This window comes from Microbacterium sp. LS_15 (assembly GCF_041954735.1).
Classification (GTDB): Bacteria; Actinomycetota; Actinomycetes; order Actinomycetales; family Microbacteriaceae; genus Microbacterium.
Window position 1 is genome coordinate 168,425 of sequence record NZ_JAVAYD010000004.1, and the last position, 13,053, is coordinate 181,477.

Sequence of the window (13,053 nt, forward strand, 5' to 3'; positions counted from 1 at the left end):
AGTTCTTAACACCATGGCAGGGAGCGCCCGTGGGTGGGGTTCCCTCGACGGTATCCGGACACCGACCCCGATAGAGTGACAGCTGTCCCGGCTTCACCTATCGCAGGAGTTCTCATGCCCGTCGCCACCCCGGATCAGTACGCCGAAATGCTCGACCGCGCGAAGGCCGGCGGCTTCGCGTATCCCGCCTTCAACGTCTCCAGCTCGCAGACGATCAACTCCGTCCTGCAGGGCCTGACCGAGGCCGGCTCCGACGGCATCATCCAGGTCACCACGGGTGGCGCCGACTACTTCGCCGGCCACACGGTCAAGGCTCGCGCGACCGGCGCCCTCGCCTTCGCGCGCTACGCGACCGAGGTCGCCAAGAACTATCCCGTCACCGTGGCGCTGCACACCGACCACTGCCCGAAGGACGCCCTCGCCGGCTTCGTCGAGCCGCTCATCGCGGCATCAGAGGAAGAGGTCAAGGCCGGCCGCAACCCGATCTTCCAGTCGCACATGTGGGACGGCTCCGCCGTGCCGCTCGCCGAGAACATCGAGATCGCGAAGGACCTGCTCCCCCGCATGAAGGCGATCAACGCGATCCTCGAGGTCGAGATCGGCGTCGTCGGCGGCGAGGAGGACGGCGTTGCGCACGAGGGCTCCAACGAGGCGCTCTACACGACCTTCGCCGACGTCGACCAGGCCGTGCAGGCTCTCGGACTCGGCGAGCAGGGCCGCTACATCGCGGCGCTCACGTTCGGAAACGTCCACGGGGTCTACAAGCCGGGTGGCGTGAAGCTGCGTCCGGAGCTCCTGGGCGAGATCCAGGAGCAGGTCGCCGCGAAGTACGGCACGGGCCCCAAGCCGCTCGACCTCGTCTTCCACGGCGGCTCCGGCTCGACCGACGACGAGATCGCCCTCGCGGTCGCCAACGGCGTCATCAAGATGAACATCGACACCGACACGCAGTACGCGTACACGCGTGCGATCGCCGACTACATGTTCAAGAACTACGACGGCGTCCTGAAGGTCGACGGCGAGGTCGGCAACAAGAAGCAGTACGACCCCCGGGCGTGGGGCAAGATCGCCGAGACCGCGATGGCGGCCCGCGTGGTCGAGTCGACCCGTCAGCTCGGCTCGTACGGGCAGTCGCAGAGCTGACCCACCGCTGACAGACGGATGCCCCCGGCCGACTCGGCCGGGGGCATCCGTGCGTCCAGGGCTGGATCAGCGAGCGGTGGTGCTCATGATGTAGTCCACGAATGCGGGATCGCCCATCATCGGGATCGCCGCGCAGATCGACGTGAGCAGCAGCGTGATCGCCGCTCCGACGATGGGGACCCACCAGCTGAGGCGCCTGCTGCGCAACCGGCGGAGCGAGACGGCCACGGTCACAGACCATCCGACGACGAGCACGATCGCCGCGATGGTGCCCCACACACGCCCCTGCGCGATGTTGGTGAACTCGCCGTCGACGCCGACGATCTTCATCACCTCGTTCATCGCGGTCGGGAAGTCGAGGTAGGAGATCGCGGTCAGCACGACGTTGATGAGGCCGTACGCGAGCAGCGCGATCGTGACGAACCGGTCGACGGGGTTCGTCCGCCGAACGGGCAGTTCCGTCTCGGCCGCAGCCGGAGGGGCGGCGACGGCGGCATCCGGCATCTGGTCGAGCGGAGGCAGGCCCGCCGCTCTGCGCTGCTCCTCGGGAGTGGCGAGCTCCCCGTACTGCGGCCGCTGGTCGGTCATCCCGTCATGCTATCCGGGCCGCCTCGGAACGACTCTCAGCGGAAGTCCCCGGACACGATGACGGCCCCGGAGGCTTGGGGAATCCTCGGGGCCGCGGACGGCGGATGCTGGGGACACCTGCCGTCCTGGTGGTAGATGGAACGCTGGGGACGTTCGCACACCAGTAGCCTCGTTTGCACAGACGGCTACACCTTGATGATAGGAGCGGCCCGGGGTGATCCACCATGGCTATTTCTTCAGATAGTGAAACAACGTCAGATCGAGAAGTCGAGAACGCTCTCGCTGTCGGACAGGACCTCGGCCCCCAGCTGCAGGGACAGCCGCCGCGCCGTCTGCTGCATCCTCATCACGAGCCTCCGGTCGACGACGTGCTCGGACGGCAGGGAGATCGCGAGCGAAGCCACCACGTGCGGTGCGATCACCGGCACGGCCACGCAGGTGTTGCCGATCGCGTACTCCTCCTGGTCGACGGCGAAGCCTGGGGAGTGCTCGAGCTGGGTGAGCAGGGTGCGACGATCGCTGATCGTGCGCGGGGTCAGCTCCTCGAGACGGTGCCGAGAGAGATAGTCGAGCCGCTCATCGTCGGAGAGATCGGCGAGGATCTGCTTTCCGAGCGCGGTCGCGTGCGCGCTGGCGTCGAGGCCGACCCAGAGCTCGATGCGCGGATTCCGCACGGCATCCACGATGTCGACGAGGTGCATCTCACCGTCGTGGTACCGGGACAGGTAGGCCGTCGCGCCGACCTCGTCGGTGACCGTGCGGAGTGCCGCCCGTACGCGTGCCAGGAAGACTCCACGAGCGTCGGTCTCCGACTGGAAGGCCGGGAAGCGCGTCCCCAGCACCAGCCCGTCGGGCTCGCTCGTCAGATATCCCTCGTGGATCAGGGTGCGCACGAGGTTGTAGGTCGTGCCGGTGGTGAGCCCGGTGACGGCGGAGAGCGTCTTCACCGGCATCGGCCGAGGCGAGTTGGCGACGATGTCGACCAGACGCAGCGCGCGCTGCACCGACCCGATGAGGGTCGGCTCCGCCTCGGGGGCGTTCACCGCTATGCGCCTCCGCCGGACGCGCGACCTCCCAGAGCCCGCGAGTCGCGCTGACCCGAGGCATCCTGTCGCAGTTCCTTGGGCAGCGAGAACATGAGGTCCTCCTCCGCCGTCTTCACCTCTTCGACGTCGCGGTAGCCTGCGCCGTCGAGGGCGTCCAGCACCTCGCGCACGAGCACCTCGGGTACCGAGGCCCCGCTGGTCACGCCCACGGTGGCGACGCCGTCGAGCCACTCCTGCTTGACCTCTTCCGCGTAGTCCACGCGGTAGGCGGCCTTGGCGCCGTACTCGAGGGCCACCTCGACGAGGCGCACGCTGTTCGACGAGTTCGCCGATCCGACCACGATCACGAGATCCGCGTCCTTCGCGACCTTCTTGATCGCCACCTGACGGTTCTGGGTCGCGTAGCAGATGTCGTCGGACGGCGGATTGTGCAGTTCGGGGAAGCGCGTGCGCAGGCGGTTGACGGTCTCCATGGTCTCGTCGACCGACAGCGTGGTCTGCGAGAGCCAGACGACCTTCGACGGGTCCTTGACCTCGACCGTGTCCGCCTCCTCCGGGGAGTTCACCACGGTCACGTGCTCGGGGGCCTCGCCCGCCGTGCCCTCGACCTCTTCGTGGCCGTCGTGACCGATGAGCAGGATCTCGAAGTCGTCGCGCGCGAAGCGCACGGCCTCGCGGTGCACCTTCGTGACGAGGGGGCAGGTCGCGTCGATCGCGTGCAGACCTCGATCGGATGCCGCGTTCACGACCGCGGGCGACACTCCGTGTGCACTGAAGACGACGTGCGCTCCCTCGGGGACCTCGTCGACCTCCTCCACGAAGATCGCGCCCTTCTCCTCGAGCTCGGTGACGACATGGATGTTGTGCACTATCTGCTTGCGCACGTAGACGGGCGAGCCGTAGCGCTCCAGGGCCTTCTCGACCGCGACCACTGCGCGATCGACGCCTGCGCAGTATCCGCGTGGAGCGGCGAGTAGAACACGCTTCTGTCCGACCACCGGGTTATCCTGAAGCCGACCTGCCGCCGCACGTACTCGTGGGATGCGGGGAGTCGGGAGATGAACGGCAGTCGAAGTCACCCTTCGATTCTACCGTCGGCTGGCTGAGCAGGACCGGGAAGGTGCACTGAGCGGATGACAGTCTTCGAAGCGTCGACGCGTCCCGGCGAGACGCCCCCCGCCGACGCCGTCGCACCGCGCGACTCGTCGGCGTCGGCCCCCACCTCGGTGGCGCGGCTGAACGCCACGATCCGCGACTTCGTCGCCCGCTGGAACACGGTGTGGGTCGAGGGCGAGATCACCTCGTGGAACATCCGCGCCGGCAACATCTTCGCCCGTCTGAAGGACACCCGTTCGGATGCGCAGATCTCGATCCGCATCTGGTCGAGCGTGCGTCCGCGCATCCCGAACGACCTCGGCGTCGGCGATCACGTGGTCGCCGCCGTCAAGGCCGACTACTTCGTGAAGTCCGGTGACTTCAGCTTCGCGGTGTCGGCCATGAAGCACGTCGGGCTGGGCGACCAGCTCGAGCGTCTGGAACGCCTCCGTGCGCAGCTGCGCCAGGAGGGCCTGTTCGACCCGTCGCGCAAGAAGCGCCTCCCCTTCCTCCCGCACGTGATCGGCCTCATCACCGGCGAGCGATCGGATGCCGAGAAGGACGTGCACCGCAACGCGGAGCTCCGGTGGCCGCAGGTGCGATTCCGCACCGAGTACGCGGCGGTCCAGGGCGACCGGTGCGTACCCGACACCCTCGCCGCTCTCGCCCGCCTCGACGCCGACCCCGACGTCGACGTGATCGTCATCGCGCGGGGCGGCGGCGATCCCCAGACCCTGCTCGGGTTCAGCGACGAGCGCCTGGTGCGTGCTGTCGCAGCAGCATCCACCCCCGTGGTGAGCGCGATCGGCCACGAGAACGACCACCCCCTGCTCGACGACGTCGCCGACCTGCGCGCATCGACACCGACCGATGCTGCGAAGCGCGTCGTGCCGGACGTCAGCGAGCAGCGGGCGCTGATCGCCCAGCTTCGCTCGCGTGCCACGTCGCGTCTCACGCAGCGCGTCACGCATGACATCGCGCAGCTCGAGCAGCTGCGCTCGCGGCCGGCTCTGCGCTCCCCCGACCCGATCATCGACTCACGGTCGCAGGAGGTGTGGCTCATGCTCTCCCGGGGCCGCGACAGCATCACCCGGCAGCTCGACGCCGCGGGGAGGAAGACGAGCGAGCTGCGAGCCTCGCTGCGCGCGCTCTCCCCCGCCGCGACGCTCGCCCGCGGCTACGCGATCGCACACCTCGACGGCGGTGTGATCCTTCGTGACGCCGCCGACGCACCGGCGGGCAGCGCCCTGACGATCACGGTCGACCGGGGGTCGATCTCGGCGCGCTCCGAGGGCGAGATCGCCGAGAGCGACGACTGAGCGGATCCCGACGCGGAACGCGACGTGTGACACGCGAGGCGAGCTGTCTTGCCACCGTGCGACGGCGTCGGAGTGCGGCGGTCCGTGCCCTGCAGCGCGATGGCTCCGCGGCGGCTCTCCGCGTGAGCGCTCGGCGTGCGCCGCGTAGGATGGAGGCGTGAGTGCGCTGAACGACACCCCTGTGGACACGCTGTCGTTCGAGGCCGCGCGTGACGAGCTCGTGAAGGTGGTGGCGGAGCTCGAACAGGGCGCGCCGACCCTCGAGCAGTCACTCGCCCTCTGGGAGCGCGGAGAGGCGCTCGCTGCCCGGTGCGAGGAGTGGCTCCTCGGCGCGAAGCGCCGCCTGGACGCCGCACGGGCCGCAGCATCCGACTCCCCCGACGGAGCGGAGTCATGAGCAGACGAGCCCCGATCGTCGCCGAGCTCGGCCGCCCCGAGACGCCGGAGGAGACCGCGGTCCGCAAGGCCGAGTTCAGCAAGGCGTACCGGTCGAGTCAGACGGTCCGCGGACTCATCGCCGCACTACTCGCCACCCTGGCGATCGTCGTCGTCATCGTGCTGGCCGTGCCCCGCGGCGAGCCGGCCACCGAGCGCACAGTCGACATGGTCGGCATCGCCGCCGACGTCGAGTCCTCCGTCGGCAGCCCCGTCATCGTCCCCGAGCTCGGTGATTTCTGGCGTGTGAACGCCGCCGGCCTCACGAGCGGCGCGACCCCCGTGTGGGATGTCACGCTCGCCCCCGCATCGCAGAACGAGCGCGGCTTCATCAAGCTCGCCCAGGCCTTCGGCGTCGACTCCTCCTGGGCCCCGCAGCGGCTGAACGGCATCGCCCCGACCGACACCACCGACATCGGCGGACTGGAGTGGGACGTGTACTCACTCGGTGATGCGGGCGCCAAGCAGAACGTGACCTACGCCATCGGCACGCAGGCCGGCGACGACTACGTGCTCCTGTACGGCTCGCGCTCGGCCGAATCGACCGCCGACCTCGCCGAAACCCTCGTCCCCCAGATCCGCGATCTCTCGGAGTAGCCCATGACGCACCCGCTCACGCCCGCCGCCGCCTGGACGCAGATGCAGGAGGGGAACCGGCGATTCGTGAACGACGAGCCCCGTCACCCCAATCAGGATGTGGCGCGGCGCCGCGACCTCGAGGCCGCTCAGCACCCGGTGGCGACCCTCTTCGGGTGCTCCGACTCCCGCCTGGCCGCCGAGATCATCTTCGACCTCGGCCTCGGCGATCTCTTCGTCGTGCGCAACGCGGGTCAGGTGATCGGCGAGTCCATCGTCGCGAGCCTCGAGTACGCCGTCGCCGTGCTGGAGGTACCGCTCATCGTGGTGCTCGCGCATGACTCGTGCGGTGCCGTGCGCGCCGCGATCGACGGCACCGCGATCAACGCCGACCCGCTGCCTCCGCACATCTGGAAGCTCATCGCCCCGATCGTGCCCGCGGCCCGCAAGGTGCTCGCCGAGAGCGGTGGAACGACCGTCGACGAGATCGACGCCGAGCTCGTCGGGCGCGAGCACCTGCGCAACACGGTGGGCGACCTGCTGCAGTCGTCCGAGATCATCTCGAACGCCGTGGCCGAGGGACGCCTGGGCATCGTGGGCGCCAACTACCGACTCGCAGAGGGCACCGCCGTGCCCGTCATCACCGTCGGCATCGAGACCGACGGAATCGAGACCGAGGGGCAGAGCCCCGCAACCAAGGAGGGTTCGGAATGACCGACCAGCGCAGCGACGACCAGTCGCAGTGCCGCATCGAGTACGACACCATGGGCGAGGTGCGGGTGCCCGTGAACGCGCTCTACGGGGCGCAGACCCAGCGCGCGGTGGAGAACTTCCCGATCTCGGGCAAGGGCCTGGAGTCGGCGCAGATCGCTGCGCTCGCCCGCATCAAGAAGGCGGCGGCGCTCGCCAACAAGGAGCTCGGCACGCTCGACGGTGCGATCGCCGACGCCATCGCCCAGGCCGCCGACCAGGTCGCCGCTGGCACGCACGACGGGGAATTCCCCGTCGACACGTACCAGACGGGCTCGGGCACGTCGTCGAACATGAACATGAACGAGGTGCTGGCGACGCTGGCCACCCGCATCCTCGGCGCGAACGTGCACCCGAACGACCACGTCAACGCGTCGCAGTCGTCGAACGACGTGTTCCCGACCTCCGTGCACATCGCGGTCACGCAGGCGCTCATCGACACGCTCATCCCCGCCCTCGACCACCTCGCCGTCGCCCTCGAGGCGAAGGCGGAGCTCTGGAAGGATGCCGTCAAGTCCGGTCGCACGCACCTCATGGACGCCACCCCGGTCACCCTGGGTCAGGAGTTCGGCGGGTACGCGCGTCAGATCCGCCTCGGCATCGAGCGCGTGCAGTCGGCTCTCCCCCGCGTCGCCGAGGTGCCGCTCGGCGGCACCGCCACCGGAACCGGCATCAACACCCCGCTCGGCTTCCCGCAGAAGGTCATCGAGCTGCTCGCAGCCGAGACCGAGCTGCCGATCACCGAGGCGAAGGACCATTTCGAGGCACAGGGCGCCCGTGATGGTCTCGTCGAGGCGTCCGGCGCACTGCGCACGATCGCGGTGTCGCTCACGAAGATCAACAACGACCTGCGCTGGATGGGCTCCGGCCCCAACACGGGTCTCGGCGAGCTGCACATCCCCGACCTGCAGCCGGGCTCCTCGATCATGCCGGGCAAGGTCAACCCCGTCGTGCCGGAGGCCGTGCTCATGGTGTGCGCGCGTGTGATCGGCAACGACGCGACGGTCGCCTGGGCCGGAGCATCCGGGTCCTTCGAGCTGAACGTCGCGATCCCCGTCATGGGTACGGCGCTACTCGAGTCGATCCGTCTGCTCGCGAACGCCTCGCGCGTGCTCGCCGACAAGACCGTCGACGGCCTGCAGGCCAACCTCGAGCGCGCGGCCGCCTTCGCCGGCATGAGCCCGTCTATCGTGACGCCCCTGAACAAGCTGATCGGCTACGAGGCCGCCGCGAAGATCGCCAAGCACTCGGTCGCCAAGGGCATCACCGTGCGCGACGCCGTGATCGACCTCGGCTACGTGGAGCGCGGCGACCTCACCCTCGAGCAGCTCGACGAGAAGCTCGACCTTCTGTCGATGACCCACCCGGGCTGACCCGGCCGTCCGGACAGGTGGATGCCGCAGGGACGCTCCCTGCGGCATCCACCTGTCCCTTCTCGTCTGTCTAGCTGAGCTCGCCGCCCTCCAGCAGCTCGGTGACGAGCGCGGCGATCGCCGAGCGCTCCGAGCGCATGAGCGTGACGTGGGCAAACAGGTCGTGCCCCTTCAGGGTCTCGATCACGCTGGCGATGCCGTCGTGGCGTCCGACCCGAAGGTTGTCGCGCTGGCCCACGTCGTGGGTGAGGATCACGCGCGAGTTCTGTCCCATCCGGCTCAGCACCGTGAGGAGCACGTTCCGTTCGAGCGACTGCGCCTCGTCGACGATCACGAAGGCGTCATGCAGCGAGCGTCCGCGGATGTGTGTGAGCGGCAGCACCTCCAGCAGCCCGCGCTCGACGACCTCTTCCATGACGTTGCCCGAGACGACCGATCCGAGCGTGTCGAACACGGCCTGGCCCCACGGTCCCATCTTCTCGCCCTGGTCTCCGGGCAGGTAGCCGAGCTCCTGACCTCCGACGGCGAACAGCGGGCGGAAGACGATGATCTTCTTCTGCTGCTGCCGTTCGAGCACGGCCTCGAGACCCGCGCAGAGCGCGAGAGCGGACTTGCCCGTTCCCGCGCGTCCGCCGAGCGAGACGATGCCGACCTCCGGGTCGAGCAGCAGGTCGATCGCGATGCGCTGCTCGGCGGAGCGGCCGTGCATGCCGAAGATGTCGCGGTCACCGCGCACGAGGCGGTACTCGCCGTCTCCCGTGACGCGCCCCAGCGCCGAGCCGCGCTCGGAGTGGATGATCAGTCCCGTGTTCACGGGCAGGCCGCGGGCCTCCTCGCTGATCCCCACCTCGCTCTCGTACAGGTCGCTGATCTCGTCGCCCGACAGGTCGAGCGTGGTAATCCCCGTCCAGCCGGAGTCGACGGCCTGCTCGGCGAGGTACTCCTCGGCGCGCAGGCCCAGCGACGCGGCCTTCACGCGCATCGGCAGATCCTTCGAGACGATGGTGACGTCCTGCCCGTCCTGGGCGAGGTGCATCGCGACGGACAGGATCCGGCTGTCGTTGTCGCTGAGTCGGATGCCGGCGGGCAGCACGGAGGTGTCGGTGTTGGCGAGCTCGACGCGCAGCGTTCCCCCCTCCCCGACCTCGACCGGGAAGTCGAGGCGACCGTGCTCGATGCGCAGGTCGTCGAGGTGGCGGAGGGCCTGGCGCGCGAAGTAGCCGATCTCGGGGTCGTGGCGCTTGCCCTCGAGCTCGGTGATGACGACGACCGGGAGGACGACGGAGTGCTCCGCGAAACGGAACAGCGCCTGCGGATCGCTCAGCAGGACCGAGGTGTCGAGCACGTAGGTGCGCAGGTCCTGATCAGGGACTGCGGACGTGGCCCGACTCGTCGTCTTACGGGTGGACTGCTGCGCGGTGCTGCTGGAGGACTGCTGCGCTATACGTGAGGTCACGACCCACTCCCGACCCGGGGAATCCCGGCTATTCGAACGAGTCGACCAGGGGGTCACGAGTCGCGAACCTGAGGCCGACTCGACGGGCGCCTTGCCCGATGCCTAGAAGCTACGACCAGCCGCCGACATTTCGTCGGCTCGACACGCCAGCAATTCGTTACGTGTTGATGAACGGATCCGGGCCGCTCGCGGTCGGCGGGTCAGCGGCCGAATCGACGGTCGCGGTCGGCGTAGTCGCGGATGGCGCGGATGAAGTCCACCTGCCGCAGATCCGGGCCGAGCGCCTCGACGAAGTAGAACTCGCTGTGGGCGCTCTGCCACAGCAGGAAGTCGCTGAGCCGCTGCTCGCCGCTCGTGCGGATGACCAGGTCGGGATCGGGCTGTCCGCCCGTGTAGAGGTGCTCCCCGATCATCTCCGGCGTGAGGTGGGCGGCGAGGTCTTCGATCGTCCCGCCGGACGCCTGATGCGCCGTGACGATGCTGCGCACCGCGTCGACGATCTCGTTGCGTCCGCCGTAGCCGACCGCGAGGTTGACGTGCAGACCGGTGTGATCCTTCGTGCGCTCCTGCGCATCGTCGAGCACGCGTGCGAGCTCGGGCGGGAGGATGTCGGAGCGTCCGACGTGCTTGACGCGCCAGTTGCCCTCCTGCGACAGCGCCTCGGCGAGCTCCGCGATGATCTCGATGAGGTCGGCGAGCTCCGCGGAGTCGCGTTTGCGCAGGTTGTCGCTCGACAGCAGGTAGAGCGACACGACCCGGATGCCCAGCTCGTCGCACCAGCCGAGGAACTCGCGCATCTTGGCGGCGCCGGCACGGTGCCCCTCCGCAGGGGTGTCGTAGCCGAGCTGCCGTGCCCATCGACGGTTGCCGTCGATCATCATGGCGACGTGATGCGGAACGGACGCCGGATCGATGTGGCGACGCAGCCGGCTGGTGTAGAGGCGGTACAGCGGCCCCCGCCCCTGACCATCACGTGACATCACCTCCCTACGCTATCGTGCGGGGCTCGGTAAAGCCCGGGAGCGAGCGTCGACGCCGCCTTCGGAGTGCTCTCAGGTTATGTACGCCTGGTGGAATGGCACCCCGCCTAGAGTGAGCACGTGAGCACTCCCGACGCCTCCGCCCCCGATCTTCCCCAGCTTCCGCTGCTCGAAGAGGCGGCCGATGACGCGCACGTCGAGATCAAGCCCACGTGGCGCGGCTGGATCCATGCCGGGACGTTCCCCGTCGCGATCGCCGCCGGGATCGTCCTGATCGTCTTCGCCCAGGGCGGTGCCGCGAAGTGGGCCGCCGCCGTCTTCATGGCCTCGTCGCTGCTGCTGTTCGGCAACTCCGCCGTCTACCACCGCTTCAACTGGGGCCCCACGGTCAAGGTCGTCCTCAAGCGCATCGATCACGCGAACATCCTGCTGCTCATCGCCGGCACGTACACTCCCCTCGCCGTGCTCGCGCTGCCGCCCGAGAAGGGGATGCTGCTGCTCATCCTCGTGTGGAGCGGGGCGCTGCTCGGCATCCTGTTCCGGGTGTTCTGGATCAACGCGCCGCGCTGGCTGTACGTCGCCCTGTACCTGCTGCTCGGCTGGGCGGCCGTGATGTACATCGTCGACCTGCTGAACGCCAACGTCGCGATGATGGTGCTCGTCATCGTCGGCGGACTGCTCTACACGGGCGGCGCCGTGGTCTACGCGCTGAAGAAGCCGAACCCGTGGCCGGGCCACTTCGGGTTCCACGAGATCTTCCACGTGTGCACCGTGCTGGCGTTCCTGTGCCACTGGACGGCGTGCCTGCTCATCGCTCTCGAGCCGCTGTCGCCCTCGCTGGGCGCCTGACCGCGCGGCTGCGCGCCGCGAGGCCGGTCGTCGGGGGCCGGCCGTCGGGGACGGGCCGTGGGGTCGTGCGTCAGCGCTTCTCCGGGTCGTCGTCGCCCTCGCGCACGATCGGCTCGTCGGCATCCGTCTCCGTCGCCTCGTCCGCCGCGCGTGCGGCCTCCTCGGCATCCAGCTCCTCGCGGACCTCTTCGCGATAGCGCACGCGACGGATCCGGCGATTCATGTCGAGGATCAGCAGGATCACGGCGACGAGCAGGATCACCACGGCGGCGAAGCCGACGAATCCGGGGGTGACCGACTCGGGCGCCACCGTCATCGACGGTGTCGGCATCGGGGTCTCGGTCAGAGCGAGCATGGAGTCTGCCTTTCCTGCGCAGGTCGCATAACCTGGAGTTACCAGCCTAACGACCGGAAGACCCGCCCCGTGACGACCGCACAGCAGCTCGACGACCGCTATGGACGTACCCGCAGACGGAAAGCGCCGTGGATCGTGCTCATCGCCGTGGCCGTGCTCCTCGTCGGGGCCTTCGGCTGGTCGGTTGTGACGGAACAGATGAACAACGTCGACTCGGACGATCTGGGTTTCGACCTCGTCGACGAGCACACGGTCGACGTGCGCTTCCAGATCACCGGCGCGCAGGGCAAGGACGTCGTGTGCGTCGTCGAGGCGCTCGACGAGGAGTTCGGCGTGGTGGGCTGGAAGGTCGTCGAGATCCCGGCATCCGACTCCCACGCCCAGGCGCTGTCGACCACCGTGCCCACCGTCGCGGAGGCGACGACGGGTTTGGTGAACAGCTGCTGGGTCGCCTAGACTCAGGGCAGACAGACGACGCCCTGGCACCGTGCCGGGGCGTCTTGGCATATCCCCCGCAGGACGTCGGCGGATACCGAATGAAGGAGCTTCGTCATGTCTACTGACGCTCAGGTTCCCTTCCTCACGCAGGAAGCCTACGACCGGCTCGTCGCCGAGCTGGAGCACCTGTCGACGACGGGTCGCGAGGAGATCGCCAAGCGCATCGAGGCAGCCCGCGAAGAGGGCGACCTCAAGGAGAACGGCGGCTACCACGCCGCAAAGGACGAGCAGGGCAAGCAGGAGGCCCGCATCCGCACCCTCGAGGGTCTGCTGAAGACCGCGAAGGTCGGCGAGGCCCCGCCCAGCCGCGGCATCGTCGAGCCGGGTACGGTCGTCACGGCCGTCGTCGCGGGCGGCGAAGAGGTCTTCCTGCTCGGCAGCCGCGAGATCGCGGCCGGCAGCGACCTCGACGTCTACAGCGAGGCGAGCCCGCTCGGCCAGGCCATCCTCGGACTCAAGGTCGGCGAGAAGTCGTCGTACGAGGCGCCGAACGGCCGCTCGATCTCGGTCGAGATCGTCAACGTCGAGACCTACACCGGCTGACCGGTGACATCACGAAGGCCCCGTCCGTTCGGACGGGGCCTTCGTGA

The 13,053-nt window shown here is 68.8% G+C and carries 15 protein-coding genes; 9 read left to right on the top strand and 6 right to left on the bottom strand.

From position 1 onward, the window contains the following. The first annotated feature begins 114 nt into the window (after positions 1–114). Positions 115–1,143, top strand: coding sequence for a class II fructose-bisphosphate aldolase (gene fbaA / locus RAC69_RS07915; RefSeq protein ID WP_341935057.1), 1,029 nt, complete (start codon positions 115–117; stop codon positions 1,141–1,143). A 66-nt stretch (positions 1,144–1,209) separates the two neighbouring features. Here the strand turns inward: fbaA and RAC69_RS07920 are convergent, their stop codons facing one another. The 3 genes from RAC69_RS07920 to RAC69_RS07930 form a co-directional block, all read right to left on the bottom strand. Next, on the bottom strand, positions 1,210–1,731 hold the full coding sequence (locus RAC69_RS07920; RefSeq protein ID WP_375086326.1) for a DUF6264 family protein: 522 nt from the start codon (positions 1,729–1,731) through the stop codon (positions 1,210–1,212). Between the two features lie 254 nt (positions 1,732–1,985). Then, positions 1,986–2,774 (bottom strand): IclR family transcriptional regulator, encoded by a 789-nt coding sequence (locus RAC69_RS07925; RefSeq protein ID WP_375086327.1) that lies wholly within the window; start codon positions 2,772–2,774, stop codon positions 1,986–1,988. Positions 2,775–2,776: 2 nt separating this feature from the next. Next, positions 2,777–3,820, bottom strand: coding sequence for a 4-hydroxy-3-methylbut-2-enyl diphosphate reductase (locus RAC69_RS07930; protein ID WP_375086398.1), 1,044 nt, complete (start codon positions 3,818–3,820; stop codon positions 2,777–2,779). 90 nt (positions 3,821–3,910) lie between these two features. On the opposite strand from RAC69_RS07930, the gene xseA reads away from it, so the two are divergent. The 5 genes from xseA to RAC69_RS07955 all read left to right on the top strand — a co-directional run bounded on the left by xseA (position 3,911) and on the right by RAC69_RS07955 (position 8,325). Beyond that, a complete protein-coding gene (gene xseA / locus RAC69_RS07935; RefSeq protein WP_341935060.1) occupies positions 3,911–5,191 on the top strand; it encodes an exodeoxyribonuclease VII large subunit in 1,281 nt (426 codons plus the stop codon). A gap of 157 nt (positions 5,192–5,348) precedes the next feature. Next, positions 5,349–5,588, top strand: coding sequence for an exodeoxyribonuclease VII small subunit (locus RAC69_RS07940; protein ID WP_341935061.1), 240 nt, complete (start codon positions 5,349–5,351; stop codon positions 5,586–5,588). Then, entirely contained in the window at positions 5,585–6,223 is a 639-nt protein-coding gene (locus tag RAC69_RS07945) for a DUF4245 family protein (protein WP_375086330.1), read from the top strand. The genes RAC69_RS07940 and RAC69_RS07945 overlap by 4 nt, the downstream gene beginning before the upstream one ends. 3 nt (positions 6,224–6,226) lie before the next feature. Further along, a complete protein-coding gene (locus RAC69_RS07950) occupies positions 6,227–6,916 on the top strand; it encodes a carbonic anhydrase (RefSeq protein ID WP_341935063.1) in 690 nt (229 codons plus the stop codon). After that, positions 6,913–8,325 (top strand): class II fumarate hydratase, encoded by a 1,413-nt coding sequence (locus tag RAC69_RS07955; RefSeq protein WP_375086331.1) that lies wholly within the window; start codon positions 6,913–6,915, stop codon positions 8,323–8,325. The genes RAC69_RS07950 and RAC69_RS07955 overlap by 4 nt, the downstream gene beginning before the upstream one ends. Before the next feature lie 70 nt (positions 8,326–8,395). Here RAC69_RS07955 and RAC69_RS07960 read toward each other — a convergent pair whose 3' ends face one another. Continuing rightward, complete coding sequence (locus RAC69_RS07960; RefSeq protein ID WP_375086332.1) at positions 8,396–9,781, bottom strand: PhoH family protein; 1,386 nt, start codon at positions 9,779–9,781, stop codon at positions 8,396–8,398. A gap of 200 nt (positions 9,782–9,981) precedes the next feature. Next, positions 9,982–10,761: an isoprenyl transferase gene (locus RAC69_RS07965; RefSeq protein ID WP_375086399.1), complete on the bottom strand. Its 780-nt coding sequence runs from the start codon at positions 10,759–10,761 to the stop codon at positions 9,982–9,984. A 120-nt stretch (positions 10,762–10,881) separates the two neighbouring features. On the opposite strand from RAC69_RS07965, the gene RAC69_RS07970 reads away from it, so the two are divergent. Beyond that, positions 10,882–11,610: a hemolysin III family protein gene (locus RAC69_RS07970; protein ID WP_375086333.1), complete on the top strand. Its 729-nt coding sequence runs from the start codon at positions 10,882–10,884 to the stop codon at positions 11,608–11,610. A gap of 70 nt (positions 11,611–11,680) precedes the next feature. Here RAC69_RS07970 and RAC69_RS07975 read toward each other — a convergent pair whose 3' ends face one another. Next, complete coding sequence (locus tag RAC69_RS07975) at positions 11,681–11,965, bottom strand: hypothetical protein (protein WP_341935066.1); 285 nt, start codon at positions 11,963–11,965, stop codon at positions 11,681–11,683. A 69-nt stretch (positions 11,966–12,034) separates the two neighbouring features. Between RAC69_RS07975 and RAC69_RS07980 the strand changes: the two genes are divergently transcribed. Together RAC69_RS07980 and greA are read left to right on the top strand one after the other, a co-directional pair. Then, positions 12,035–12,421, top strand: coding sequence for a DUF4307 domain-containing protein (locus RAC69_RS07980; RefSeq protein WP_375086334.1), 387 nt, complete (start codon positions 12,035–12,037; stop codon positions 12,419–12,421). 96 nt (positions 12,422–12,517) lie between these two features. Continuing rightward, positions 12,518–13,006 (top strand): transcription elongation factor GreA, encoded by a 489-nt coding sequence (gene greA / locus RAC69_RS07985; RefSeq protein WP_341935068.1) that lies wholly within the window; start codon positions 12,518–12,520, stop codon positions 13,004–13,006. Positions 13,007–13,053: the final 47 nt, after the last annotated feature.

What these genes read in the sequence shown, in the direction of transcription:
- fbaA (WP_341935057.1), top strand. Translation starts at nt 115, where the DNA reads ATGCCCGTCGCCACCCCGGATCAGTACGCCGAAATGCTCGACCGCGCG.
- RAC69_RS07920 (WP_375086326.1), bottom strand. Translation starts at nt 1,731, where the DNA reads ATGACCGACCAGCGGCCGCAGTACGGGGAGCTCGCCACTCCCGAGGAG.
- xseA (WP_341935060.1), top strand. Translation starts at nt 3,911, where the DNA reads ATGACAGTCTTCGAAGCGTCGACGCGTCCCGGCGAGACGCCCCCCGCC.
- RAC69_RS07945 (WP_375086330.1), top strand. Translation starts at nt 5,585, where the DNA reads ATGAGCAGACGAGCCCCGATCGTCGCCGAGCTCGGCCGCCCCGAGACG.
- RAC69_RS07950 (WP_341935063.1), top strand. Translation starts at nt 6,227, where the DNA reads ATGACGCACCCGCTCACGCCCGCCGCCGCCTGGACGCAGATGCAGGAG.
- RAC69_RS07955 (WP_375086331.1), top strand. Translation starts at nt 6,913, where the DNA reads ATGACCGACCAGCGCAGCGACGACCAGTCGCAGTGCCGCATCGAGTAC.
- RAC69_RS07965 (WP_375086399.1), bottom strand. Translation starts at nt 10,761, where the DNA reads ATGTCACGTGATGGTCAGGGGCGGGGGCCGCTGTACCGCCTCTACACC.
- RAC69_RS07975 (WP_341935066.1), bottom strand. Translation starts at nt 11,965, where the DNA reads ATGCTCGCTCTGACCGAGACCCCGATGCCGACACCGTCGATGACGGTG.
- greA (WP_341935068.1), top strand. Translation starts at nt 12,518, where the DNA reads ATGTCTACTGACGCTCAGGTTCCCTTCCTCACGCAGGAAGCCTACGAC.